At 63.7% G+C, this 24,558-nt stretch carries 32 protein-coding genes and 1 pseudogene; 12 read left to right on the top strand and 21 right to left on the bottom strand.

The features are described from left to right. Positions 1–24: 24 nt before the first annotated feature. Positions 25–414: a DUF6165 family protein gene (locus tag ABB30_RS09460; RefSeq protein WP_057638065.1), complete on the top strand. Its 390-nt coding sequence runs from the start codon at positions 25–27 to the stop codon at positions 412–414. Positions 415–489: 75 nt separating this feature from the next. Here the strand turns inward: ABB30_RS09460 and ABB30_RS16510 are convergent, their stop codons facing one another. From ABB30_RS16510 to ABB30_RS09440, 6 genes are all read right to left on the bottom strand, one after another. Beyond that, positions 490–645, bottom strand: a complete 156-nt coding sequence (locus ABB30_RS16510) for a hypothetical protein (RefSeq protein ID WP_161808849.1) — start codon at positions 643–645, stop codon at positions 490–492. Positions 646–791: 146 nt separating this feature from the next. Further along, entirely contained in the window at positions 792–1,073 is a 282-nt protein-coding gene (locus ABB30_RS09455; RefSeq protein ID WP_057638064.1) for a hypothetical protein, read from the bottom strand. An 81-nt stretch (positions 1,074–1,154) separates the two neighbouring features. Further along, positions 1,155–1,427, bottom strand: a complete 273-nt coding sequence (locus tag ABB30_RS16255; RefSeq protein WP_152980681.1) for an MBT domain-containing protein — start codon at positions 1,425–1,427, stop codon at positions 1,155–1,157. A 22-nt stretch (positions 1,428–1,449) separates the two neighbouring features. Further along, the gene (locus ABB30_RS09450; protein WP_152980680.1) at positions 1,450–1,755 is read right to left on the bottom strand and encodes a hypothetical protein; all 306 of its coding nucleotides are present in this window, start codon (positions 1,753–1,755) and stop codon (positions 1,450–1,452) included. Between the two features lie 45 nt (positions 1,756–1,800). After that, positions 1,801–2,040 carry a hypothetical protein gene (locus tag ABB30_RS09445; protein ID WP_057638062.1) on the bottom strand — a complete coding sequence of 80 codons (240 nt, stop codon included), beginning with the start codon at positions 2,038–2,040 and terminating at the stop codon, positions 1,801–1,803. Between the two features lie 166 nt (positions 2,041–2,206). Beyond that, on the bottom strand, positions 2,207–2,875 hold the full coding sequence (locus ABB30_RS09440; protein WP_161808848.1) for an HAD hydrolase-like protein: 669 nt from the start codon (positions 2,873–2,875) through the stop codon (positions 2,207–2,209). A 174-nt stretch (positions 2,876–3,049) separates the two neighbouring features. Between ABB30_RS09440 and ABB30_RS09435 the strand changes: the two genes are divergently transcribed. Continuing rightward, a complete protein-coding gene (locus ABB30_RS09435) occupies positions 3,050–3,964 on the top strand; it encodes an acyltransferase (RefSeq protein ID WP_057638060.1) in 915 nt (304 codons plus the stop codon). A gap of 4 nt (positions 3,965–3,968) precedes the next feature. On the opposite strand, the gene ABB30_RS09430 is transcribed toward ABB30_RS09435, so the two are convergent. Both ABB30_RS09430 and ABB30_RS09425 read right to left on the bottom strand, forming a co-directional pair. Continuing rightward, positions 3,969–5,102 carry a TFIIB-type zinc ribbon-containing protein gene (locus ABB30_RS09430; RefSeq protein WP_211263477.1) on the bottom strand — a complete coding sequence of 378 codons (1,134 nt, stop codon included), beginning with the start codon at positions 5,100–5,102 and terminating at the stop codon, positions 3,969–3,971. Then, entirely contained in the window at positions 5,095–6,180 is a 1,086-nt protein-coding gene (locus ABB30_RS09425) for an SPFH and helix-turn-helix domain-containing protein (RefSeq protein WP_057638059.1), read from the bottom strand. Before ABB30_RS09425 ends, ABB30_RS09430 begins: the two co-directional genes overlap by 8 nt. A gap of 103 nt (positions 6,181–6,283) precedes the next feature. Here ABB30_RS09425 and ABB30_RS09420 point away from each other — a divergent pair, with 103 nt between their 5' ends. From ABB30_RS09420 to ABB30_RS09410, 3 genes are all read left to right on the top strand, one after another. Then, positions 6,284–6,778, top strand: a complete 495-nt coding sequence (locus ABB30_RS09420; RefSeq protein WP_057638058.1) for a DUF421 domain-containing protein — start codon at positions 6,284–6,286, stop codon at positions 6,776–6,778. Further along, complete coding sequence (locus ABB30_RS09415) at positions 6,775–7,344, top strand: cysteine hydrolase family protein (RefSeq protein WP_057638057.1); 570 nt, start codon at positions 6,775–6,777, stop codon at positions 7,342–7,344. Before ABB30_RS09420 ends, ABB30_RS09415 begins: the two co-directional genes overlap by 4 nt. A gap of 124 nt (positions 7,345–7,468) precedes the next feature. Continuing rightward, complete coding sequence (locus ABB30_RS09410) at positions 7,469–8,446, top strand: alpha/beta hydrolase (protein ID WP_057638056.1); 978 nt, start codon at positions 7,469–7,471, stop codon at positions 8,444–8,446. A 10-nt stretch (positions 8,447–8,456) separates the two neighbouring features. On the opposite strand, the gene ABB30_RS09405 is transcribed toward ABB30_RS09410, so the two are convergent. Next, positions 8,457–8,825 carry a hypothetical protein gene (locus ABB30_RS09405; RefSeq protein WP_152980679.1) on the bottom strand — a complete coding sequence of 123 codons (369 nt, stop codon included), beginning with the start codon at positions 8,823–8,825 and terminating at the stop codon, positions 8,457–8,459. A 262-nt stretch (positions 8,826–9,087) separates the two neighbouring features. Further along, positions 9,088–9,513 carry a hypothetical protein gene (locus ABB30_RS09400; RefSeq protein WP_152980678.1) on the bottom strand — a complete coding sequence of 142 codons (426 nt, stop codon included), beginning with the start codon at positions 9,511–9,513 and terminating at the stop codon, positions 9,088–9,090. A 270-nt stretch (positions 9,514–9,783) separates the two neighbouring features. On the opposite strand from ABB30_RS09400, the gene ABB30_RS09395 reads away from it, so the two are divergent. Together ABB30_RS09395 and ABB30_RS09390 are read left to right on the top strand one after the other, a co-directional pair. Next, the gene (locus ABB30_RS09395; protein WP_057638053.1) at positions 9,784–10,161 is read left to right on the top strand and encodes a DUF1428 domain-containing protein; all 378 of its coding nucleotides are present in this window, start codon (positions 9,784–9,786) and stop codon (positions 10,159–10,161) included. Next, complete coding sequence (locus tag ABB30_RS09390; RefSeq protein WP_057638052.1) at positions 10,158–10,640, top strand: VOC family protein; 483 nt, start codon at positions 10,158–10,160, stop codon at positions 10,638–10,640. The genes ABB30_RS09395 and ABB30_RS09390 overlap by 4 nt, the downstream gene beginning before the upstream one ends. Positions 10,641–10,646: 6 nt before the next feature. Here ABB30_RS09390 and ABB30_RS09385 read toward each other — a convergent pair whose 3' ends face one another. The 5 genes from ABB30_RS09385 to ABB30_RS09365 all read right to left on the bottom strand — a co-directional run bounded on the left by ABB30_RS09385 (position 10,647) and on the right by ABB30_RS09365 (position 14,086). Beyond that, positions 10,647–11,000, bottom strand: a complete 354-nt coding sequence (locus tag ABB30_RS09385) for an FKBP-type peptidyl-prolyl cis-trans isomerase (RefSeq protein WP_057638051.1) — start codon at positions 10,998–11,000, stop codon at positions 10,647–10,649. Between the two features lie 127 nt (positions 11,001–11,127). Then, positions 11,128–11,829 (bottom strand): hypothetical protein, encoded by a 702-nt coding sequence (locus ABB30_RS09380; RefSeq protein WP_152980677.1) that lies wholly within the window; start codon positions 11,827–11,829, stop codon positions 11,128–11,130. Between the two features lie 315 nt (positions 11,830–12,144). Beyond that, entirely contained in the window at positions 12,145–12,624 is a 480-nt protein-coding gene (locus tag ABB30_RS09375; protein WP_057638049.1) for a pyridoxamine 5'-phosphate oxidase family protein, read from the bottom strand. A gap of 87 nt (positions 12,625–12,711) precedes the next feature. After that, positions 12,712–13,035: an ABC transporter substrate-binding protein gene (locus tag ABB30_RS09370; protein ID WP_057638048.1), complete on the bottom strand. Its 324-nt coding sequence runs from the start codon at positions 13,033–13,035 to the stop codon at positions 12,712–12,714. 70 nt (positions 13,036–13,105) lie between these two features. Beyond that, positions 13,106–14,086: a trypsin-like serine peptidase gene (locus ABB30_RS09365; RefSeq protein WP_057638047.1), complete on the bottom strand. Its 981-nt coding sequence runs from the start codon at positions 14,084–14,086 to the stop codon at positions 13,106–13,108. Between the two features lie 503 nt (positions 14,087–14,589). Between ABB30_RS09365 and ABB30_RS09360 the strand changes: the two genes are divergently transcribed. Further along, entirely contained in the window at positions 14,590–15,690 is a 1,101-nt protein-coding gene (locus ABB30_RS09360) for an alkene reductase (RefSeq protein WP_057638046.1), read from the top strand. Between the two features lie 132 nt (positions 15,691–15,822). Here the strand turns inward: ABB30_RS09360 and ABB30_RS09355 are convergent, their stop codons facing one another. Next, a complete protein-coding gene (locus tag ABB30_RS09355) occupies positions 15,823–16,428 on the bottom strand; it encodes a hypothetical protein (protein WP_152980676.1) in 606 nt (201 codons plus the stop codon). A 969-nt stretch (positions 16,429–17,397) separates the two neighbouring features. Here ABB30_RS09355 and ABB30_RS15775 point away from each other — a divergent pair. Together ABB30_RS15775 and ABB30_RS15770 are read left to right on the top strand one after the other, a co-directional pair. Then, positions 17,398–17,841 carry a DUF6393 family protein gene (locus tag ABB30_RS15775; RefSeq protein WP_245626473.1) on the top strand — a complete coding sequence of 148 codons (444 nt, stop codon included), beginning with the start codon at positions 17,398–17,400 and terminating at the stop codon, positions 17,839–17,841. A gap of 14 nt (positions 17,842–17,855) precedes the next feature. Next, entirely contained in the window at positions 17,856–18,782 is a 927-nt protein-coding gene (locus tag ABB30_RS15770) for an XVIPCD domain-containing protein (protein WP_083489794.1), read from the top strand. A gap of 457 nt (positions 18,783–19,239) precedes the next feature. Here the strand turns inward: ABB30_RS15770 and ABB30_RS16250 are convergent, their stop codons facing one another. The 3 genes from ABB30_RS16250 to ABB30_RS09335 form a co-directional block, all read right to left on the bottom strand. Beyond that, positions 19,240–19,659, bottom strand: a complete 420-nt coding sequence (locus tag ABB30_RS16250) for a hypothetical protein (RefSeq protein WP_245626472.1) — start codon at positions 19,657–19,659, stop codon at positions 19,240–19,242. A gap of 151 nt (positions 19,660–19,810) precedes the next feature. Further along, positions 19,811–20,374, bottom strand: coding sequence for a hypothetical protein (locus ABB30_RS09340; RefSeq protein WP_057638042.1), 564 nt, complete (start codon positions 20,372–20,374; stop codon positions 19,811–19,813). Positions 20,375–20,612: 238 nt separating this feature from the next. Next, complete coding sequence (locus tag ABB30_RS09335; RefSeq protein ID WP_057638041.1) at positions 20,613–21,128, bottom strand: hypothetical protein; 516 nt, start codon at positions 21,126–21,128, stop codon at positions 20,613–20,615. 423 nt (positions 21,129–21,551) lie between these two features. On the opposite strand from ABB30_RS09335, the gene ABB30_RS16245 reads away from it, so the two are divergent. Further along, positions 21,552–22,121 (top strand): hypothetical protein, encoded by a 570-nt coding sequence (locus tag ABB30_RS16245; protein WP_152980675.1) that lies wholly within the window; start codon positions 21,552–21,554, stop codon positions 22,119–22,121. A gap of 33 nt (positions 22,122–22,154) precedes the next feature. Here the strand turns inward: ABB30_RS16245 and ABB30_RS09325 are convergent, their stop codons facing one another. Together ABB30_RS09325 and ABB30_RS16240 are read right to left on the bottom strand one after the other, a co-directional pair. After that, on the bottom strand, positions 22,155–22,661 hold the full coding sequence (locus tag ABB30_RS09325) for a hypothetical protein (RefSeq protein WP_152980674.1): 507 nt from the start codon (positions 22,659–22,661) through the stop codon (positions 22,155–22,157). Positions 22,662–23,184: 523 nt separating this feature from the next. Next, a complete protein-coding gene (locus ABB30_RS16240; RefSeq protein ID WP_152980673.1) occupies positions 23,185–23,808 on the bottom strand; it encodes a hypothetical protein in 624 nt (207 codons plus the stop codon). A 483-nt stretch (positions 23,809–24,291) separates the two neighbouring features. Here ABB30_RS16240 and ABB30_RS16785 point away from each other — a divergent pair. Further along, positions 24,292–24,486: pseudogene (locus ABB30_RS16785) on the top strand (IS4 family transposase); the annotation flags it as partial. Between the last annotated feature and the right edge of the window lie 72 nt (positions 24,487–24,558).

Below are 24,558 nucleotides of genomic sequence, written 5' to 3'. Positions count from 1 at the left end.
GATCAACGCATTACGACCATCAGCATGGATACGATCCTTACCCCGGTTTCCATTGGCGAGCTCATCGACAAGATCACCATCCTGGAGATCAAGGCCGAACGCATCGACGATGCCGGCAAGCTGGCCAATGTGCGTACCGAGCTGGACGGCCTGCTGCCGCTGCTGGCCGACCAGGTACGGCGCGCGCCGGAACTGGCTGGCCTGAAGGACCAGCTCAAGGCGATCAACCTGCGCATGTGGGATATCCAGGACGCCCTGCGCGAGCATGAGGCCGCGCAGACCTTCGCCGATGCCTTCATCCAGCTGGCCCGTGGCGTCTACCAGACCAATGGCCAGCGCATCACGGTCAAAAACCACATCAACCAGGTTGCCGGCTCGGCCCTGGTGGAAGAAAAGCAGTACCAGGGCGAATAAGTGCCCGGGCGCAACCGCGCCAAAAGCAAAGGCCAGGCAGATGCCTGGCCTTTTCATTTTCTGTGTGCGCCAGCCTCAGGCAGTGGCCTGGGCGGTGCTCTCGTGGCTTTCCACCGGCACCGTCTTGATCGACAGGCATTGTGGGCAAACCCGTTCCAGAACCTTGATCACCGGCTCGTAGACTGTCTGGCACTTGGTGCACTGGACCTTTCCAGTGGTGTTGGCTTCCATAAGCCCTCTCTATTTTTATTCCAAGGCACAGACTATCGGGGCAATGTCGTGGTTTTCAAGTGAATGGGGGATATTCAGGAGGCAGCAGGTGCCCCGCGCCTGCCGCGGAAAGTGGCGGGACGGCCAGCCGCCCCGCCGTGCCGGCCTTACCAGGGCAGTTCCGGCTGGTTGCCGTAGGCAGAGCCACAGACCGCGGTGATATGGGCGTGGAAGGACGTTCCCGCACTGGAAACGTAGGTTTGCAGCACCCGACCACCAACGCCCTGCATCGCACACTGGATCAGGGCGTTGTACTGGGCCTGGTAAATGGCGTCCTGGGCGGTGGCGCCGTAGCCATCGCCCTGTACGGCGAATTCCGGAGTGAAATTGGCCATCGCCCCGGTACTGGCCAGCAGCAGGCCAGCCATCAACAGCATCTTGTTGCGCATCGCATTTCCCCTTCAATGAACTGCGTGGAATGACAGTCGGGCCGTCCTGCACAGACCACCCGGCCGCTGAAAACCCTCCGCTTACGGACGTAGCGCCAACCTGCCGCCACAATTGCCGGCCACGGTGACTTGCCACTGCAGACCCAGCGGGCGGCTGTCAGTGATCTGCAGGTTGCCGGCCGCGCCCAGCCCGGCAGCCGCACAACGGGCCTGTGCCTGTTGCTGGGCATTGAACAGTGCATCGCCCAATGAGTTACCGGTGGCGGTGGCCGTAATGGCATACGGCAAGGCCGCGCTGGCCGTTGCGCCAAGTACGAGCGCACCGGCCAGAAACAGGGTGGTTGCAGCTCTCATGCGCTTTCCCCAATGTCGTTGATCAATAAGGTGCGGGCATTTCACCGCTGCCCGGCGGGCCACCGCAGATGGCCATCGCCGATGCCCACCAACCACCGCCGCCATCACTGCCCGAACCGAGCAGGATGATCTCGCGCACCCCGGCACCGCCGGCCGCGCACTGCATGCCGGCGTTGTACATCGCCGTACTTTGCGCACCGTCCTGGCTGCTGGAATAACCATCGGCCTGGACCACGAAATCGGCCACCGGTGGATTGGCCTGCGCCGGTGCGGCCAGCAACACACCGCCTGCCAGCACCAGTGCCAGCCCGTGTAGTGCAATTCTCATGTTTTTCCCCTTGAAAGCAGTGACCCAACAACTCGCATGGGTGGATCAGTGATAGATGTCCGGCGGGCCATCGGTCTTGCCGCATTCGGCACTGACCTGCGCCTGCCAGCCGCCCGCAAGCGCAGTGAAGCTGGAGAAGTGGATCTGGATCGTGCCCAGACCGAGCTGATGGCACTGCAGCTGGGCATTGAATTCGGCTGCGATGCGCGCCTGGACCTGGCTGCCCCCCTGCCCCGTGGCGGTGATCCACACCGTGCTGGCCCAGGCAGCGGTGCTCAGCAACAAGCAAGAAACAACGACAGCACTGCGTCTGATCATGGTTGCCCCCTTGATGGCCAACATTGGCCACTGCCGACGCTAGCGCGTAAATGCCGGCCGGTTGGCACCTTGCCCGGATCGATTGCGCAAACTGTGGCCGGTACGCCATCGCCGGCGTGACCCAGCACGCAGATCAGGCCGGGGCATTGCCCTGCGCCACGCAGTGCAACAGGTCATCGGGCCGGGCCAGCAATGCCCCTGCGCTGTAGGGCTGCAATGCCGCAGCGGTGGCCATGCCCCAACTGACCCCGGCAAAGGCAATGCCGCAGGCCTGGCTGGCCTGGGCATCGCGGCACTCATCGCCAATGGACAGCGCGCGGGCAGCCGGCACCCGGGCCTGACGCAGGGCCCGGGCCATGATCCGGCGCTTGCCCAGCAGTGATGCACCGCAATGCAGTGCACTGAACAAGGGCAGGGCCGGGCCGAGGATCTGCTCCACCGTGGGCCGGGTATTGGAGCTGACCACCACCATCTGCACACCCTGGCCATGCAATTGCTGCAGCACCGGCAGCATGCCCGGATACAGCTGCACCTGGTCCAGATGCGCGGCCATGGTCGCGCGCATCTGCCGCGTCACCCCGGGCAGCTGCCACCAGCGGATGCGCAGCGCGCGCAGCATGGCCCGGCTGTCCAGACCACGCAGGCTGTGCCAGCCGCCTGCCGGCTCGGGCACGCCCCGCTGCCGGCCCAGGGCGGGGACGAAGCGGTCAAACAGCACGCTGGAATCGGCCAGGGTGCCGTCGAAATCGAACAACAGCAGGTCGTAGCGGCGGGCTGCAGCGGGCATGGCAGGCGGGGTCATCGTCATCCTTGGCGGCTGCCCGGCGGGCCGGGGCGATCTGCCAAAGGGTCGCACATCGGCGCATCAGGCACAGGAGCGGCGCACATGGTTTTGTATGATGGCTGCAGATACCCCGCCGTTGCGTGCCGATCGCCTCCTGCACGATATCCACGCCCGGCCCGAACAAGGTCTCCCATGCTGCATATCCTGCCCCCGACGTTGCGCGGAATCCTCGCCAGCACCCTGCTCGGCGCCAACATCGCCTTCTGGGCGGCCCTGCTGTTTCTGTTGACCCTGATCAAGCTGCTGCTGCCGGTACAGCGCATCCGCCTGGCCCTGGGCCGTGCCCTGGCCTGGATCGGCGAAGGCTGGATCAGCTGCAACAAGGCCTGGATGGACATGGTCCAGCGCACCCGCTGGCATGTCAGCGGCGGTGAGCGCCTGCGCAAGGACGCCTCCTACCTGATCACCTCCAACCACCAGAGCTGGGTGGACATCCTGGTGCTGCAGTACCAGCTCAACCGCCGCATCCCGCTGATGCGCTTCTTCCTGAAGAAGGAGCTGCTTTTCGTGCCGGTGATGGGCCTGGCCTGGTGGGCGCTGGATTTCCCCTTCATGAAGCGCTATTCCAAGGCCTACCTGGCCAAACACCCGGAAAAACGCGGCAAGGACCTGGAAACCACGCGCAAGGCCTGCGCCAAGTTCCGCCAGATTCCGGTGGCGATCACCAACTTCCTGGAAGGCACCCGCTTCACCCAGGCCGGCCATGATGCCCAGCAGTCCCCCTTCCGGCACCTGCTCAAGCCGCGTGCCGGCGGCATCGCCTTTGTCATCGATGCCATGGGCGAACAGCTCAAGACCCTGGTCAATGTCACCATCCACTACCCCGATGGCCGCCCCAGCTTCTGGGACCTGTTGTGCGGACGGATGAAGCAGGTGGTGGTGCGGCTGGAGGAGATCCAGATCCCGCGCCAGTTCCTGGGCCGCAACTACGAGCAGGACGCCCAGTACCGGGCCGAATTCCAGCGCTGGGTCAACCAGCTGTGGGAAGGCAAGGACGCCCTGCTGGCCCAGCTGCACCAGCAGTTCCCGGCCAGCCGCAAGGCCTGAGCGCTCAGCGCAGCAGCAGGGCCAGCAAGCCGATCAGGGCCAGCACGGCCAGTACCGCGCCGATGATCTTCCAGGCGCTGTACGGGCGCTCGCCGGCGACCACGCCGGTGTAGCCGTTGACGGCCACCTGGTAGTTCTTGCGGCCGTAGCGGTAGGTCACCAGCCACACCGGCACCAGCACATGCTTGAAGGTGCGGCCGCTGTAGCTGGCCTGCACCTGCAGGCCACGATGGGTATCGCCGGGCACCTGGGCCGCACACAGCTGGCGGGTCTGCTGGTCCATGCGCGCGCCCACGCTGCGCGCGGCACTGGGCAGGTCCAGCTGGTAACGCTCCACGGTCCAGCCACGCACGTACTCGGCGCTGTAAGGGCGCAGCTGCTTGAACGGATAGGGTTCGATCTGCTGCAGCAGGCCGGCATGCACGCCGGACGAAGCGCACTGGGCCAGATCATCGAAGAAATGCTGCAGCTGGCCACTGGCCGGCACCCAGCGCACGCGCCGCTCCATCCGCGTCTGGCTGTTGCCGTTGGCATCGCGGTAGCTAACCGGCACGTAGTAGTAATGCCCGGCCTCGGCCCGCCAGCTGGCCGCCACATGGGCATCGAAGGTCCAGTACGGCAGGTAGATGCCGTGCAGGGTATCGGTCAGCGCTGCCCGCTTCAGGCTGCCCGGGGCAAAGCGGCGGGTGGCATACCAGCGCCGCAGCAGGTCGCGCACCCGGGCCTGGTCGTACTGGAACGGCAGCAGGCTACCGGGAGTGATCGCATCCTCGCCGGCCTGGTGGTCGATGATCGAGGGCGAGCCGCAGAATTCGCAGCGCTGCGCCACCCGGTTGCCTTCAAACACCGAGATCGCCTGGCAGCTCTGGCAGCGCACCTCACGCCGGGCCTCGCCCCAGCCACGGGCGCTGCCGGCACTGGCCAGGGCCGCTTCCAGGTCCAGCTCGGCAATGCCGTCCTGCCCGGGCAGTGGCGCAGCCGCTGGCGCCCATGCGGCCTCCTGCCCGCAGTACGGGCAGCGCAGCATCTGCCGGCGCGCATCCCAGACCATGTCACCGCCGCAAGCGCTGCACGGATGCTTGCCGACGGTGATGTCACCGGCCTGCGGCAACGGCGGTGGCGTGCCCTTCTCACTCACCGCGCAGGAACGCCTCCAGCGCGCTGCGGGCGATACGGGTGGCATTGCCGATCTTGCGTGCCTTCAGTTCGCCGGCATCGATGGCCGCGATCACATCCTCGACCGAGACGCTGAGCATCTGCGCGGCCTGCTCGGGGGTGAGCACCTCCAGGCCGGTGCCCGCCCCGGCCTCGACAGTGGCAGTGGCGGCCTGCGGCAACGGCGGCGGTGCAGCGCCGGTGCTGCCCTGCATGGACTTCATCATTTCCTGAGCCATGCCGAAGCCCATCGCCATCTGTGCCGGCATCGCGGCAGCCGCGGCACCCTCGCCGCCCTGGCCCATGCCCTGGCCCATCTGGTATTTGACGAAGTCGTTGAGGTTGCCGATCGCGCCCATGCTGGCGCGCTTGTCGATGGCCTGCTCCACTTCCGGCGGCACCGACACGTTCTCCACCACGAAGGCGGTGATCTGGATGCCGTACTTGTCCACCATCACCGGGTTGATCACCGGCAACAGGGCCTCGCCCAGTTCCGAATAACGCGCGGCCACATCCAGCGCCGGCACTCCCGAACGGGCCAGGGCCTCGGAGAACACGCTGACGATGCGCGAACGCATGGTGTCGGCGAACTCATCCAGGCGGAAGTTGTGGTCGGTACCGGCCACTTCCTTGAGGAACTTCGGCGGGTCGACGATGCGGAAATCGTAGGTGCCGAACGCACGCAGGCGGACCATGCCGAAGTCGGCATCGCGCAGCATCACCGGGTTGGCGGTGCCCCACTTGTTGCCGGTGAACAGGCGCGTGTTGAGGAAGTAGACATCGCACTTGAACGGCGATTCAAACCCGTACTTCCAGCCCAGGATGGTGGACAGCACCGGGATGTTCTGGGTGGACAGGGTGTGCTTGCCGGGGCCGAACAGGTCGGCGTACTGGCCGGTGGCAACAAACTGCACCTGCTGCGACTCGCGCACGATCAGCTGCGCGCCATTCTTGATCTGGCGATCCTCATCCGGCCAGCGGTAGGCCAGGGTGTCACGCGAATCATCGGTCCATTCGATGATCTCGATCAGTTCCTTGCGGATGAAGTTCAAGATGCTCATATCGCCTCCGGGCTGCAGATGCCCCCATTCTAGGGCCAGCCGCACGCTGCCGGTCACGCATGATTGATCGGCCATGCGGCCCAATGGCGGCGAGGTGATAACGATGGAACAGACCTTGTCCCGGCTGCTTGTTCTGGACATGCCCTGGTGGGAGCTGGTGCTGCGTGCGGTGGCGGTTTATGTCTGCCTGCTGGTGCTGCTGCGCGTCACCGCCAAGCGCACCCTGGAGCAAACCACGCCATTCGATTTGATCGTGTTGGTGCTTTTGGGCACCGCAGTACAGAACTCCTTGATCGGCGAGGATGTTTCACTGCTGGGTGGCCTGTTGCTTGCTGCCACCCTGATGCTGATCAATGCCGTCACCGGCCGCCTGGCCACACGCTTTACGGCTGTGGACCAGAAGCTGGAGGGCAAGCCCCGGATACTGGCCTGCAATGGCGTGATTTTCCGCCAGCGTCTGCGGCAGGCTGCAATCAGCGACAACGAATTTTCCAGCGCAAGGCGTCAGGCCGGCATCATCAGCGTCAGCCAGATCCGCCTGGCCGTACTGGAGACATCTGGCAAGATCAGCTTCTTCAAACGGCAGGAAAAGCAGTGAACGCAGGCCCGCGTTGCGCCCTGCTGGTGATTGATCTGTTCAGCACGTTTGCCTTCTCCGGCGGCCCGGGACTGGCCCGGCGTGCGCTGCAGATCGCGCCAAACATCGCAGCCTTGCGTGCACGCTTTGACCAGGCCCATGCAGACGTGATCCACGCCAATGACAATTTCGGCCATTGGCAGGACGACCTTGATACCTTGGTGGGTCACTGTCGCAAGCAGGGCGGAGCGGCAGCGGAACTGGCCAGGCAACTGTCCCCAGCCGATCACCATCTACGCCGGCTCAAACCTCGGCACTCAGCTCTGCATGCCACGCCGTTGCCGGTACTGCTCGAACAACGCCAGATCCGTCATGTGGTACTGGCAGGCCTGGCCACCGACGCCTGCATCCTGGCCACAGCCATGGAAGCCAACATGCGCGGACTCCATGTCTGGGTTCCCAGCGATGCGGTGGCTGCGCGTACCGATGCGTTGCATCAGGCTGGGCTGCACATCCTGCGTCACGGCCTGCAGATACCCACAATCGCCAGCCACAGCGTGCAAGGGCTGTTCCCGATACAAACCTGACCCCCATCCCGTGACCCCCATCCCGGCTGAAGCTTTCCTGCAGGGAGATTGGCAGCCATGTTGATCCGGCCCCCACCGGCGGCCACCTACACTGCGCCCGGGCGCACGGCCGCGAGGGGGGAGCATGAAGCGACGCACTGTCTATGGACTGGGGCTGGGCCTGGGCGCCCTGCTGGGGATTCCGGCGGCGCTGCGGCTGAGCCCGTGGCCCGGGGCCCTGCTGATCAAACAGCTGTTCAACCATGGCGATGCCCAGACCCTGGCGCGTCTGGCCCCGCACGTTCCGGATGATGTGCGCCACCTGGCAGACCTGGCTTATGGCAGCCATGCCGACGAGCACCTGGACATCTATCTGCCGGCGGCCGCGCCACAGCCCCTGCCCACTGTGGTCTGGGTCCACGGTGGCGGCTGGGTGGCCGGCAGCCGCAAGGCGGTCAGCCACTGGTTGCGCATCCTGGCCAGTGCCGGCTACGCCACGGTGGCGGTGGGCTATTCCACCTCACGCCGCGATGCCCGCTACCCGACCCCGTTGCGGCAGGTGAACCAGGCCCTGGGCTGGCTGCACGAACAGGCCGACAGCCTCGGCCTGGATACCCACCGCCTGGTGTTGGGCGGCTCCTCGGCCGGGGCACAGATCAGCGCCCAGCTGGCCCTGATGGGCAGCAGCGCCGGTTATGCGCGCCGGCTCGGCATGGCCCCGCACCCCTTGTTGCAACAGCTGCGTGGGCTGGTGCTGCTGTCCGGCGCGTTTGATCTGGCCGGGGTGGGTCGCAACTGGTTTGTGGACAGCCTGCTGTGGGCCTATACCGGCAAGCGCGACTTCCGCAACGATGCCCGCCTGCAGCTGATGGCCATCACCCCCAACGTCAACGCGAAACTGCCACCGTGCTTTGTCACCAGTGGCAATGCCGACCCGCTGGAGCCGCAGGCCCGTGCCCTGGACCAGCGCCTGCGCTCACTCGGGGTGGATGTGGACAGCCTGTTCTTTGCCCCCGGCCACCAGCCGCGGCTGTTGCACGAATACCAGTTCAACCTGGACAGCGCCGAGGGCCAGCTCAGCCAGCAGCGCCTGCTCGCTTTCCTGGCCCGGGTCTGCGCCTGAGCCGCGCCCCTCAGGCGTACAGGCGCCCACCGCACAGGCGGCCGAAAACCCGGGCACTGGCCTGCGCATCGTCCACCAGCGCCTGCTGCAGTTGCGCCTGGTCCAGCACCTGCAACTGCCAGCGCACCTGCCAACCACGCCAGCTGCGGCGGCAACTGGCCAGCGCGCGATAGCCCTGGGCACCGGGGCCCAGGCAATACCAGACCACGCAGCCCGTGCCGGCCGCCACCGCCTCCGACGCCAGTGCCGGGGCCAGCAGCACACGCAGCCTGCGCCCGCTCAGGGCACGCCCGGCCACCGTCACCCGCAGCCGCTGCAACTGCTCATGCAGGGCCGGTGCCTGCACGGCCGGCGTCTGCCCACCAGTCACTGCCCACAACCAGGGCAGCCATCCTGACCTTGATCCCATTGCCTTTCCTCATCGCTACCTTGCGCAAGTGCTGCAGGACTTCAAGCAGCCCTCCGATACTCACACCGTTTGGACACTGACGGCAATGCCCCCGCCCTGCCAGCTCCGACAGGCAAGTTCCGGCAGGCAAAGAAAAGGCCATGCCGGTCACCCGGCACGGCCAACAACAGCACTCCGTCGCTGCATACCCACATGGCGGGACCTGCCGGCCCTGCCTGGCCAGAGCGCCCGCTTACAACTGCAGGCCGCGCTCGCCCACCTCACCAAAAGCCAACCACAACGCTTCATCATCGCCGTCCAGAGCCTGGCGCATGTGCTGCTCGTCCAAGGGACGGATCACCCAGCGCACCTGCCAGCGCAACCACTGCCGCTCGCACAGGGCCACCGCCATGTAGCCGGTGCGGCGCGGGCCCATGCAGTACCACCAGGAGGCTTCCTGCACCCCCTCGGCGGCCGGCAGTACCGGGGCCGGCGGCGGGCAGCGGTCGCGCCGGATCACCGTGACCTCGGCACCGGTCAGGCGCTGACCGTAGGTCGGGAAGCGCAGCTGCGAAAAGCTCTGCTCCTGCGCCTGGCGCAGCTGCTTGTCCACCTGCCGGTTGTTGTGCAGCCAGAAGCCGCCAGCCAGGACCACCACCATCAGCAACACGACGAGCATGATCACCACTCCCTGAGCGAAGTAACTCAACACGGCAGATAGTGACGCAGTACGTCACCCATTGCCAGAACTGATGTCACGCTTCACGCACGCAATGATCAAACCCTGACCACCGCCACAGTTTCCGCCCGCAAGCAGCGGTCATTTCCCCTCCCTGCGTTGCTCTGACCTAGGCCGTGGCCTGCGTGCACGGCGGCCAAACAATGGCCGGCGCAGGCTGGCATCTCCGCCCGCCATGCCGGGCCAGCCGATACGCAATGGAGGTGTCCTGTGTCCTATGTCGATGGTTTCCTGGCGGCGGTGCCGCTGGCCAACAAGAGCGCCTTTGTCGAGCACGCCCGGCAGATGGACAGCCTGTTCCTGGAATTCGGCGCGCTGCGCGTGGTGGAGTGCTGGGGCGATGACGTGCCGCATGGCAAATGGACCGACTTCTACCGTGCGGTGCAGGCCGGCGAGGACGAGGCGGTGGTCTTTTCCTGGGTGGAATGGCCGGACCGGGAAACCCGCGACGCCGGCATGCAGGCGATGATGGACGACCCCCGCATGAACACCGACCAGCCCATGCCCTTTGATGGCAAGCGCCTGATCTACGGCGGCTTCAGCCCCTTGCTGGAGATCAGCCAGGGCAACAGCGGGCAGCCACGATGATCGCGCCCAACACCATCTGCCTGTGGTTCAACGACCAGGCCCTGGAGGCGGCCACCTTCTACGCCGCCACCTTTGCCGACAGCCGCGTGCTGGCCGTGCAGCACGCCCCGGACGACTACCCCGGTGGCCACGCCGGCCAGGTGCTGACGGTGCGCTTTGATGTGCTGGGCATCCCCTGCCTGGGCCTCAACGGCGGCCCGGCCTTCAGCCACAGCGAAGCATTTTCCTTCCAGGTGGCCACCGACGACCAGGCCCAGACCGACCGCCTGTGGCACGCCCTGGTGGACAACGGCGGCCAGCCCAGCGCCTGCGGCTGGTGCAAGGACCGCTGGGGCATCAGCTGGCAGATCACCCCACGCCTGCTGATCCAGGCCCTGTCCGACCCGGACCCGGGCGTGGCCCGGCGCGCCTTCCACGCCATGATGGACATGGGCAAGATCGACATCGCCACCATCGCCGCGGCCATCAAGGCCGGTTGAGCCGGCTCAGGTGCCCAGCAGCTCGACCTCGAACAACAAGGTGGCATTGGGCGGGATCTCGCGCCCGGCACCACGTTTGCCGTAGCCCAGCGCCGGGGGAATGATCAGGGTGCGGCGGCCGCCCACATGCATGCCGGCCACGCCCTCGTCCCAGCCCTTGATCACAGCACCCTTGCCCAGCGGGAAGATCAGCGGCTCGCCATGGTCATGGCTGGAATCAAACTTGGCACCGCGCTGGCCATCCACGTACAGCCAGCCGGTGTAGTGCACCACCACATTGCGCCCGACCCGGGCCAGGCTGCCGACCCCCAAGGTGGTGTCTTCGTACTGCAGGCCCGATGCGGTGGTGATCATGACCATCAGCTGTTGCTTCCCAAGAGTTGGCAGAGCGGCAAGTCTACGCTGCCGCACGGCCACCGGCCCGGACAGGCATCACCTTGTGGGCAGCTGCCGCACGGCCAACTGCCGCAGCCCGATCCGTGCCGGCTCAGTGCCCGCCCATCAGGCTGCAGGTTGCGCCGCTGCAGCCGCCGGTATCGCGATCCAGCAGCATCGAATGGCCCAGGCTGCCCAGTGGATGCGGGGTGCGCGAATCAATCAGGAAGATCACCGAATTGGCCCCGTACAGGCCATCGGGGATGCGCATGGCCCCGGTGATCACATACACCGGGCGGTGCGCCAGCCGCTCCTGTGCATCGCGACCCAGGCTGCCGTACTGGCGTGCACGATCGATCCACACCCCCAGATCACCCGGCCCGGCACGGCGCAGCACGCCCTGGCGGATCAACAGGGCCAGGCCATCGGCACCTTCCAGTGCAGGTGCCGCATCAACAGCCGGCGCGGCCTGCATGGCCTGCGACGAAGGCATCGCCATCAAGGCGCCGCGCGGGCGCTCGGCAGGCACCGCATCGGCCTTCAAGGGATGACTGCCCTGCTCACCGGCCTGCAACGTCTGCTGCCGTTGTTGCTGCTTGGCCTGCGCCAGTGCCTCACCCTGCTGTGTGTGTTGCTCACGCGCCCGCTCGCTGGCGGCCGCCACCGCAGCCTGCAGGTCCTGGGCCGAATACACCAGGGCCTGCTGCCCGCCCGGCGTTGGCGTGGCCGATGAGCGCTGCCACAGCATCACCGCCATCACCAGGCAGGCCAGCAACAGCGCTGCCATCACCACCCAGACCAACTTGGACCCCATCGACTGCGTCTGCATCCCTTCCCCCTGGAATTGAACCGCCACCCTTGCGGCAATCGCACGGGGGATCGCGCACTGTGCGTGATCGTGGCCGTTGGACCCAAGCGGCGCCACCCCGGCAGCCGGCATGCCCTGCGCCAAAGGCTCCCAACCGCGTCCCGCAGGCTGGGCCCCTGCTGTGGCTGCCCTAAGCCACGCCTGCCCGTTCCGGCCGCTGCTGGACTGAAGGGTCCAATGCCGCAGGCAGGCACGGGCCAGCCTGCATTGAAAATGGCCGGGACGTGCTGCCCGGCCATCGCTTGCCACCTGCGTGAGGGATCAGCGCAGGTCGATATGGGCCTGGTTGTCGGCGTAATCCTTTTTCGGGTCCACGCCGATCAGCATCTTGATCCCGGCCAGCAGGTTGTTCTCGTTCTTCCACACCTCGGCATCGCTGGGGTCAAAGCGCAGCAGGGCCAGCTTGGGGTCATCCTTGCCCTCGAACCAGGCGGCAATGAACGGGTTCCACAGCCGCTCGATGGTGGCCGCATCGTTGTGCAGCTGCAGACTGCCGTTGACCGTGGCAAACAGGTCATGGCCCTTGGACACCACCACCATCTGCGCCGGGCGGCCATCGGCCAGGTCAGCCAGGCTGTTGGGGCGGCCGGCAAAGAACCAGACCGGGCCACTATCGCCTTCCACCTGCGCGGTCATCGGGCGCGGCGTACCGGCCTTGTCACCGGGGATGCCCAGCATCACCGTGCGCTCGTCATCCAGAACCTTCCACAATTTTTTCTGCAGCTCTTCAGGCGTGCTCATGCGGTGTCTCCTGTGTGTAGGGAGCACCATCCTCACCGATGGGCAATTGGCTCGCGGTGACGGGCAACGCAAGCAAACGTTAGCGACTCAGGGGCCAGGCGGTGGCACCGACGGATCGACAACGCCCTTGCGCGGCATGGCCTGCAGCTCGGCCAGGGTCTGTGCACCGGCACGCAGGCGGATCTGTACCGGGAACGATTCGAGCACCACCACATCGCGTACCGCACCGGCACGTTCCAGCTCACGCACGCGGGCCAGTACCGGGTCCGGGTGCTCGGCACTGCCCGGCACCAGGGCCGATTGCCACGTGGCATCGGCCTGTGGCGGTGGCGGCACGGCGGAATCGCTGCCGCAGGCAACAAGCCCGGCGCTGCAACACAACAACACACTCCAGATCAGGTAATGGCGCATGTACAGGCTCCTGCAATGATGCGCTTGCACACGACGCAGCAGATGCTGCGCCGTGATGGCAAGCCGCTGCTTACGGGTACTGCGAGATCCAGGTCTGGATCTGGTTGTAGACCGCGGTGGTGATGCGGGTGCCACAGTTCTGGCTGGACGAACCGGTGGTGTGGATACCGCGCACGGTGGCGCCACTGTTGTTGGTGATGCCGCTGCCACTCTGCCCACCGGCGGTATCGATGGTGTAGCACAGGCGGTAGGAGCCACTGGTGGACACCGTGCCGGAGTGCTCCCACATCGTGCCGGATGCCTTGTCACCCGGATAGCCGGCAATGCGGTGGGTACCGCTGCCGAAGGTGCCCCAGCCGGCATTGCCGCCGTGCGGGGCCGAGGCCAGGGTGATCAGCGCATAGTCGTGGTTGAAGTCACCGCTGTTGTGCCAGCCACTGGTGGTGATCACATTGGTCCAGGCGGTGGTGCCATACGGGTAACTGCTGCCGTTGCGGCCGGCACTGAAGCCCAGGCTGGAATACCAGGTGCCGGCGCCATTGGACACACAATGCCCGGCGGTAAGCACGTGCTTGGGCGTGATCAGGGTGCCGGTGCAGCCACTGGCAATGTGGCCGATGTAACGGTTGGGAATGGCGGTGGTGTTGGTGACCTGGGTGCGGTTGTCGGTGCCGATCACCGTCTGCGGGCTGAGCATGCCGCCAGCGGCAGCCACCGGCTCGGATGCCGGCATGTCGGCCATGCCACCGAGCCGCTCCAGCTCGCGCAACGCCTTTTCAAACACCGCCAGCGCCTCGGGATCCATGCGCGATTCGTACACCGTGCCATCCGGGGTCACCATCACCGCGCTCAGGCCTTCGGCACGCTCGCGCGGCGTTGCCAGCTTGCGCTCCAGCCCCGCCGGCGCCTGCAACTGTGCCGGCACCACGTTGTCACCGTGGATGAAGCGCGCGCCGCTTCCCACTTGCTTGAACATCCCGTCGCTGGCAACCGCCACATCCATTGCTGCGGCGATGGACAACATCAGCACTACCTTGCCTGTCGTGTTCATTGCATGCTCCGTTCTGGTTGGCTCCCGGCCCGGCTGGACCGGGGGTGATCCCCGCATTGCCCGCTCGCTGTGTCCTGGCAATGGCCCGCTACTGCCGCGGGTAAACACCACGGCAGCCACGCGCAAACTTCGGGACGGCCTGAGCATGCCAGCAATGTTCGCTCGCAATGCCGATGCGCGGCGGTGGTTTGCGGTATTGCGATGGCAGTCACGCCCCTTCACCGACACCGGTTCCAACTGGCGCGGCGCATGCACAGCCGCACGCTGTGGCAAAACCGCGCAATGGCCTTGCAGCGACTGCACCATGTGTTGGCGGCACGCCCATGCACCGCAGCCCCTGTCATCGCGGCCATGCCGGCGTCAATCAAACCCGGGCCCTCATCGCCGGCTCGGGCATGCCAGCGCTGCAACACTGCGTCCGGGCTGGCGGCCATTGAAGCGGCCCGCATGGGCATCCATATCCACTGTCGCCACGTCATTCCCGCCCCGGCCCGGAGCTTCCCATGCTGTTTACCCCCCATACCCTCGGCCCGCTGACCCTGCCCAACCGCCTGGTGATGCCGCCGCTGACCCGCTCGCGCGCAGCGGCCGGCAATGTGCCCACCGCGCTGATGGCGCAGTACTACGCCCAGCGCGCCAGCGCCGGCCTGATCGTCAGCGAAGGCACCCAGATCAGCGCGCAGGGTCAGGGCTATGCGTGGACCCCGGGCATCCATTCGCCCGAGCAGATTGCCGGCTGGAAGCAGGTCACCGATGCCGTGCATGCCGCCGGTGGGCGCATCTTTGCCCAGCTCTGGCATGTGGGCCGCGTCTCCCATACCAGCCTGCAGCCGGGCGGCGCCGCACCGGTGTCGGCCTCGGCGATCACCGCTGAAGGGGTGAAAGTGTTCATCGACCCGGACGGCAGCGGCCCGCAGGCCGGCGTGGGCGGCATGGTCCAGACCAGCACCCCGCGTGCACTGGAAACCGACGAAATCGCCGCCATCGTGGCCGAATACGCCCGCGCCACCGCCAACGCCCTGCAGGCCGGCTTTGACGGGGTGGAGATCCACGCCGCCAACGGCTACCTGATCAACCAGTTCATCGATTCGCAATCCAATGCCCGCACCGATGGCTACGGCGGCACCCTGCAAGGCCGCCTGCGCTTCCTGCGCGAGGTCACCGCGGCGGTGATCGGCGTGGCCGGTGCAGAGCGCGTGGGCGTGCGCCTGGCCCCGCTGACCAGCCTCAACGGCACCGTGGATGACACCCCGCAGGCCACCTACCTGGCCGCGGCCAAGGTGCTGGCCGAGCTGGATGTGGCCTACCTGCACATCGCCGAAGTGGACTGGGCCGATGCACCGCAAATGCCGCTGGCATTCAAGCAAGCCATCCGCCTGATCTTCCCCAACACCCTGATCTACGCCGGCCTGTACGACGCCGCCAAGGCGCAGGCCGCACTGGACGCCGGCTGGGCCGACCTGATCGGCATGGGCCGCGCCTTCATCGCCAACCCCGACCTGCCGCACCGCCTGCAGCACGGCCTGCCGCTCAACGCACTGGATTCGGCCACCCTGTTCGGCGGCGGTGCACAAGGCTATACCGATTACCCCAGCGCCGGCTGACACCAACGCCGGTGCAGCATCGACTGCTGCACCGGTATCAGGCGGCCTGCACCTGGACACAGGCAGGCGCATTTCTTCCCCGCACCCAAAGTGCAGGCCTTGCCCGTGCAGCCCGGCCGTCAGGCGCGCCGATCACAGCGGCTCGAACACCTGCAGCAGCATCTGCGTCTGTTCACCCAGCCCTTTGCGCTGCCAGTAGCTGGCCGCCAGGTGATTGAGGTCGTCAACCATGGCCTGCCCCTGCACATCGGGATAAAGGAACAGCCCCAGGTTGGGGTCCATGATCGTCCATCGCCCGTTGAAACGGCCCACCCCCACCGCATGCCCGCGCAGGCTGACATAGGCGCCCCAGTGCTGACTGTCCGGCAGGTCATCCAGCTGCAGCTGCCGGCACTGGACCTGCTCCAGTTCCTCGAAGTCAAAGCCCAGATGACCGCGCAAGGCCGCCAGGTGGACATCGGCCTTGCCATGCAGCTCACGCAGATAAGCCCCCTGGAAACGGATCAGGTTGTCGAAGGCATCGGAAAAACCCGCCACCTCGGTAGCGGAAGGATCCTTGCCTGCACTCAGCAACGCCGCCAGCCAGGCACTGGTGATGCCCGAGCAGATCCCCCTTCCCACATTCTCGGTATCGGCGTCCACCCCGGGATTGTTGTTCTTGCCCCGCACTACGCACTGGCTCGCGGCAGCGGCAAACAAATCGGCGTGACTGGGGGAATAGATGTTCGTGTGTGACATGGCAGCGCTCCTGTCAGTTGGGAATGTGCGGCCTGCGCAGAACAGGCCGGACACCAGCCTGCAATGGCTGCTGCCGACAGGTTTTCCCACGCATCTCATCTACGACACCCGGTGTCACAAGCTTGCGCAGTCACCACGGATATTGCCCTCAGGTAGCGGCCAGGGTTACCCCGCTTTCCTGCCAAAGTCCCCACGCATGGCATTACCGACTGCCGTTGCCGTTGCCGTTGCCGTTGCCGTTGCCGTTGCCGTTGCTGTGAACTTCCGCTCTACCTGCCCGAGCCGTAAAGCGTGCCGAGCATCGCAGCGGATCAACGAAACAGGCGTGGGGTGTTTGAGCGCAGCGAGTTCCCACGCCGCGTTGAGCCGCGAGAAGCGCAGGGAACCGCTGGGGCCGTAGGCCGCAGCGGCACGCGTCCCGGCGAGAAGCACCTTGACTCGCACCGTTGGCGCTCGCCCTTCGGACCGGCCTCGCCGTTAGTCGCTACGCTCCTTGGGTGACTTTTGCGGCATCAAATGCTCTTCAGCAGACGAATGTCTGCTCAAAGTCACCCGCACGCACAGCGGGCGGAAGCCCTTACCTGCTTCAAACAAGTAAGCCAACCCGATCCATTAGCCCCCTTTCCGAAGCACTGGCCAGAGGCTGGCCACTGGGGCCAGCATCGCGCTGCCTTGAACATCTCAGATCACCGCCACAGGTAGTCTTGGAGCAGATGTGCCTACACCCGTGAAAACGTGGGAAAACCCAAGAACCCGACTCCATTAGCCATTAGCCAATTGTTGCAAAGCTGTGACCCACCTCTAAAAAACAAGGCGCCAATCATGCAAAAGTGCACTCAGGACACCGCCTGCACGGCGAAATTCATTAAAACCATGTTATTCATCCCTACATACTAGACTACGCCTTCGTTGGCCTGAATACTCTTCACCACCGCCCTCTGACGATTAGATGAAGACAGCATACAGATCATGACTATCTCAACATTCAGCCCCATTCATCAGTTAGGGCTTACCGGCATCCTTTCCCTCGTTCTTTCGTTGACAGCGTGCGCGGGACACGACGCAGCGGCAAAAGACCAGAACATAGTCGAAACAAACCTCATCCAAGGAGTGCAAAACATGTTTGATGAAATATACGAATCCGGCACACCTGTTCGATTCGAGCAAATAGATGTAAGCAACTTTGTCTTGAGCCACCTCCCTCTTGGCACACCAAGGGAAAATATCGAACAAATATTCAACAGCATCAAATCCTCAAAGACAGTTGCCAGTACAAAAGACACACTGGTCGTGCGAGACAATCGCGGCCAAGCGATGCTTGACCCCGATGCCAGGTCGGTAGTCATTACATTTTCATTTGATCAAAACAAAAATCTCCAATCAATTGAAGCCGTGCATATGAAAAATCAATAAGAGAGGCCATCTTCATGGAAGAGAAAATCGAGGTAGGATATCGCAACATAGGTTCAATAACCGGAAAGAATTATCATCACAAATTTCTTGTATACACAGACAAAGAAGGTCGCGAGCAAACAATTAGCGGTTGGACAGGCGATATATCCGAAGCGCTACCCTATGGTCGCTTGAGCATTCTGGCCGATATTCCTTACGACGATGCGAACCCCGACCATCCCAAGAACCCGAACACAGCGGGGCAGTCCATTCACCGCGAACTGATAACTATAGGAGAAGATTTATCCCAGACTTGGGAAAATATGACCCAAGATGCTTTGAAGAAAGATGATCGATTTCCTTACGACCCGTTGCGCCAGAACTCCAACACCCTTGCCGATAGCGTCCTCAGAAGCGCGGATCTCCCAGAGCCCAAGAAGGACGGCCTATTCGGGTACTGGGCACCCGGGTCAGGCAATTCATTGGATGAAAGCATCACCCCGGCCGTGCCCGGACTGGGCAATGCGAGCCAAGGCATCAGCAGCGACGCCAACGCCGCTATCGCCCCCCAGCATGAGGCTGCGCTTCGTGCGAACCCTCGTTTCCACCAAGCGCTGGCTGCTCTCGACAAGGCAAATCACTTGGCAATTTTTGACAACCAGCAAGACAAGGAGCGAATCGCGGCCGCGCTGGCTCTGGAGTCCACGCGGGGTAGTACTCCTTTGCCAGGAATCAATGAAATCAAGTTCGCCGAGGAGAACAACAGGGTGTTTGCTGTCTGGAACAACCCAGGAAATGACCTTGACGTTGCCAGAGTACACATAGATAGGAATCAGGCGGTGCAGCAACCGCTGAACGCCACGCTGGAACAACTGGACCAAGAAACCAGGCAACAAGAACAGGCACTGCAGAACGAGCGCCAGCACGAACAAATGCGCGCTGCCACCCCCCAATTGAAATGATCACAGACTAGCCACTTAGCTTGCCTCGGCTGACTTCAGTAGTCCCGACATATGCCGATCCAAGCTCTCCCGTTGCCGTTGCCGTGAGCGCTTCAGCTAGCCGTAGAGCGTGCCGAGCATCGCAGCGGGCCGGGGATGAAGGTGCGGGGTGTCTGAGCGCAGCGAGTTCCCGCACCGCCCCGGCACGCGAGAAGCACAGGGAGCCGATGCGGCCCCACCGCATCGGCACGCGTCCCGGCGAGAAGCCGTTTGATTCGCACCGTTGGTGCTCACCCTTCGGGCGGGCTCCGCCGTTAGTCGCTACGCTCCTGTGGTGACTTTTGCGGCATCAAATGCTCTTCAGCAGACGAATGTCTGCTCAAAGTCACCCGCACGCACAGCGGGCGGAAGCCCTTACCTGCTCCTCAAGGAACAAAGGGTCAGTTGCGTGAATGTGCACTCTGACCCTTACTTGTACTCATCTACCGCTGCCTGCCTGAGCGGACTGGAACTCCACAGGCCTAGAGGAGCCGGGGTACTTGCGCCGTACCACAATCAATTCCGATGGGCGGATGCAGGCATTTTCCAGTGAGTTGGGCACGTGTCCCTCATCAACGAAAAACGCCTCATAGGGCAATGCTACGCGGCGCGAGGCACCGTCAATATCGAACTCAAGATTCAATTCATCGCCACGGTGGAAGCACAGCTTCTGCCAGGGAAAATCGGTCAACCTGCCTGCTTGCACGGTTACGGAATCCTGGCCACCGAGCAGCTCATCGACCCGCGTGGAAAGTGATTCCCTGGTCAGCAGGGGGTTTTTCATAGTGCATCCGGTCGTCAAGACCGTACTACCCAGTGCCAATAACAACAAAGGCAAGGATGCGTTGCGCAACTTCATTTGATACCTCACATCAACCTGCACGGCGCCCCCAGCTTAGCCCTTTGCCTCGCCAGGAACAGCACATGCGATATGAAGTCGCGCACCAGGTTGAGTGATCCTCAACGAGCAACGGCGATTTTTTACGCCGTCGTTCTGGATTACACAACCGTCACCACCCCCACGGTGCGGGCGGGGCATCCACTGGCTGGCTGAGGTCAAAGTCCATCTGGAAACCACGCGGGGTGCCGACGCGGTTGCCGGCGTAGATCAGGCGCTGGCCGGGTTCCAGGGTGATCTGCCAGACACTGCTGATGCCACTGCCGGGGATGACATCGGCGGTGAGCTGGTCACCGGGGAACACCTGCACCTGGTCGCTGCCACGGTTGACCGTGGTGCCGCCGTACTGGGTGAGGGTGTCCTCACTGCCATCGGCATGGCGATGGTCGTGGCGCAGGGTGATGCCGGCCTCGCTGCGGGTGAACACCCAGGTACGCGAGCGGTCATCACCCACCACCAGCGGCACCCGGATACGCTGCGGCGTGCACTCGCGCACATGGATGCGGATGTCCTGCCCGGCAAAGGCCGAGCCTTGCGCGCCCCACACTTCCTTGCCCGCAAACGCTTTGCCACACAGCGCCTGCAACTGCTCCCACCAGGCGTCCTGCGGCGATTGCGCCTGCGCGCTGCCCGCCACCAGCAGCCCCAGAATCGCCCCCAATACCACTCGCTTCATTGCCTTGCCCCGAAATAGGTGATTCCGCAGCTTAGCCACTTGCGCGCGTGTGGCGAACCCCGCGATAGACGGCCAAATGAAAAGCCAGATCGCAACGCGACCTGGCCGGGAGGATCGGCTCGCAACCGCATCCATCAGCGTGGGCAGCAGCTCAAAGCGGCACCAGCCTGCGTTGATGGGCAAGCGCACGCTTGGGCTTGCATCCAAGCGGCGCGATCAGCGTGCAAGCAACGCTGGGTCAGAGCCACTCAAGCTTGGTGTCGCCAATGGCGTAATCACGCGTCTCCACCGACTTCTCGCCATCGGCGCCATGCATGAGCGTATCCACCTTCAACGTCTTGCCTTCCACCCGGTAGGCCGCGATCTCGCCAGTGGATACCTCGCTGGCATCCAGCTCCTGCAGCTTGCCGTCCACCGCGCGCCAGGCCAGCACCTTCTGCTCGGAATAATCGCCACTGCCGTTCTGCAGGAACACCACGCCGACAACGGTATCGCTGACACCGTCGCCATCCACGTCATGCCGGCTCAACTGGCGCTTGTCCTGCACTTCGGTCATGCGGTTGAGGTTCTCGCCACCGTCCAGGGTAGCCGCCTCCTCACGCGCCACCGCCACGGCAAACGCCTCGCTGGCCATGGCCTCGGTAACCCCAGCCTCCTGCGGTGCCTCCACTGCCACCGGCTCGGCCGGCTTGCCGCCGCACCCCACCAGGCCCACTGCCAACGCCCCCAGCAACACCACCGTCGACTGCTTCATCCCCACATCCTTTGGCTTTGAACAAACCGCTATCCCAGCAGCTGCGCCATGCCCGCACCACTCCCCAATACAGGGGAGGGCTGCAAGCCGAGCCGTAAGCAACAACGCCCAGCATCACAGCCAAAGCCGGTCGTTACCTTGAGCCTTTTCTCTACCTGCCCGAGCCATAAGACGTGTCGAGCATCGCAGCGGCACGCTGCCGCAAACGAAAGAACCGCCCTGCTCACCTTGGAAAGCGGACCGATCCACGCTTATCCGGGCTTATGGACCGGCTTATTCAATCGCCGAAAGCAAGGCCACCCTGTTACTAAAGACCATCGGCGTGGCAGGCAAAAAATGTGCTGGAAGTCACGCTTTGTTGCCGCTATCTTTGGCTTGTTTTTATAGGCGGTTAGAAAACAGAAAATCAAACAGGGGGAATCCATGCGTAATGCCATTTCCATGCCGCTCAAGGCGGCTGCTTTGTTGCTGTTTTTCAGTTTGACCGGTTGTGCATCCATCACTACCGGCACGACCCAGCCAATGGCCGTGGAAACACGATTGTCATCAGGTCAGGACGTTACCGGCGCGTACTGCCGCCTCACCAACTCCAAGGGCACGTGGTTTGTCACCACGCCAGGCACGGTGACCATCCACCGCGCCACTGCCGCACCGTTGGCCATTGAGTGCAACAAGGATGGTCATGAGCAGCTGGGGGTAAGCAGCACCAAGCCGAAGTCCAAGGGGATGACCTGGGGCAACCTGTTGTTTGGAGGCGTCATCGGGGTCATCACAGACAGCGTCACCGGTGCGGCAGGGTATTACCCCAGCCCGGTCACCGTGATCATGCAGACCCTGGCCAGCGTCAACGCGCATGCCGAAACCACATCGACAACCATTCCCACACCCGCAACATCCGCACCGGCAGCTGCCTCACCGCCAGCGCCGAGCACGCCTGCTGCAAGCAGCACACCAACCAGCAACTGGCGTAACTGGGGCAACCAGAACAATTGATGATCCCCTGGCCTGGCGGCGCCCCCGCCAGGTCTAACGTGTGCAACCCACGCTGTGCGGGGTGACACGGAAACAATCCTGCTGTCGGCCGGTTTCCGGGCAATACCAATGATTGTGCCGCTCGGTGATGTTCATCCAGCCACCGTTTTGCCGTGTCAGCAAGGTGCCACCACTGCATCGATAGCCCGGCGGCAGGGGATGCACGCGCGGCCGCGCAATCACTGATGGCGCAGGTGCCTGACGCATCACCGCTGTGGCTTGCCCCTGCAGGTCCTTTTCCACCTGCTTGAGCCCCTGCTCCAGATAGCGCACGGCTGCCTCGGCATCACGCCGCGCCTGCATCCGCTCATACGCGTTGAAGATCAACAACGCCGCCAACACCCCCAGGCCAACTGCCACTCCCAGCTTCCACACCAGGCCATCAACCGAGGAAGCAGCAGGCCCAGGCCGCCGCCCACCTTGATGCTGGTGCTGATGCCGCGGACGGAACTCCAGATCCTCCGGCACCACCTTCCCCAACTTTGGCTCTTCACGTTCCATCGCAAGCCCCCTGCACTTTCAGCAAAGCCTAGCAGCCAACTGCCGTTGCCGTTGCCGTTGCCGTTGCCGTTGCCGTTGCCGTTGCCGTTGCCGTTGCCGTTGCCGTTGCCGTTGCCGTGAGCTTCCGCTCTACCTGCCCGAGCCGTAGAGCGTGCCGAGCATCGCAGCGGATCAACGAAACAGGCGTGGGGTGTTTGAGCGCAGCGAGTTCCCACGCCGCGTTGAGCCGCGAGAAGCGCAGGGAACCGATGCGGCCCCACCGCATCGGCACGCGTCCCGGCGAGAAGCCGTTTGATTCGCACCGTTGGTACTCACCCTTCGGGCCGGCTCCGCCGTTAGGCACCACGCTCCTTGGGTGACTTTTGCGGCATCAAATGCTCTTCAGCAGACGAATGTCTGCTCAAAGTCACCCACACGCACAGCGGGCGGAAGCCCTTACCTGCTTCAAACAAGTAAGCCAAACCGACCCCGTTAGCCCTTCACTCTGATCCCCTTGTTTTTCGGCGTGTTTTCTTATTTTAAATCAAGACTTCTTGCGCGCCTCACCATGATCCTTGGGCGGCGCCGAGCGCTGCAGGGACCCAAGAATCTTGTTGCCAACGGGTTTGGACAAGCGCAAAACCAAAGATTCAACATGCCGCGGATAATCCAAATGATCTACGGATGGAATCTCGTATGCTGAAACATACCTAACTACCTGCCATCTTGATTTAGGGGCATCCCATACAGCCTTTGGAAATGTAATCCCTAAAGAACCCTTGAGCTGCTGGTACATCTCTGCCAGAAACCCCTTGCTTGCCTTACCAATGTATACCACTGAGCACATTGAGTCGTAGAAAGCATATACACCAGACTTGTCTTGATGACTTCCAAGCACCCGCCGCAACTCGGACATAATTTCATTCTGCGCATCAAAATCGACGTGCTGAAACTCCGCAGCCACACGAAACTCGGGAGCGATCGTTGCCGACATCAACCAACGGAGAGTTGCCTTCTGTGGCTTTGTACGACCAGAAATCCACGCATCAACCTGGCCCTTGTAGTAGCCAACCTGCTCAGCAAACGCCAACCGATCACCGTCAAAATGACTGTCTACAAGATATTCAACCAACTGACTTTCGAACGTCCTTCCTGCATCACGCTTCATAGCTCCCCCCGAAGAAAGTGCAGTGTGCCGCCCTGATTATTAACATCAATCCGTCCGAATCGACCTGACCCATATTCCGCTCTCCATACTTCATGGCAAGCCTTCATCGGGTCGCGCCAAGCGTACCAGTCCGTTGCCGTTGCCGTTGCCGTTGCCGTTGCCGTTGCCGTTGCCGTTGCCGTGAGCTTGCGCACCACCTGCCCGAGCCGTAAAGCGTGCCGAGCATCGCAGCGGGCCGGGGATGGAGGTGCGGGGTGTCTGAGCGCAGCGAGTTCCCGCACCGCCCCGGCACGCGAGAAGCACAGGGAACCGCTGGGGCCGTAGGCCGCAGCGGCACGCGTCCCGGCGAGAAGCCGTTTTGGTGACTTTTGCGGCATCAAAAGTCACCCGCACGCACAGCGGGCGGAAGCCCTTACCTGCTTCAAACAAGTAAGCCAACCCGACCCCGTTAGCCCTGACCACTTCACTCTGACCCCTGCTTTCGGCATGGCCTGCGAAGCAGCGGATATCGCCCACTGGTTGTGGCCGGTCAAAAGCACCCGAAAGCTGTATTCCACCCTGCGTATCGGCCGCGAAGCACTGGCCAGAGGCTGGCCACTGGGGCCAGCATCGCGCTGCCTTGAACATCTCAGATCACCGCCACAGGCCGTCCTGGAGCAGATGTGTCTACGCCCGTGAAAAGGTGGGGAAACCTAAGAACCTGACCCCGTTAGTCAGCTGGAACAAGCAACTCTCAGCCATACACACGAA

Origin of the sequence: Stenotrophomonas ginsengisoli (assembly GCF_001431485.1) — a bacterium.
Taxonomy (GTDB): domain Bacteria; phylum Pseudomonadota; class Gammaproteobacteria; order Xanthomonadales; family Xanthomonadaceae; genus Stenotrophomonas; species Stenotrophomonas ginsengisoli.
Note: the sequence above shows the minus strand (reverse complement) of the source record. Positions and strands in the feature narration are given on the sequence as shown.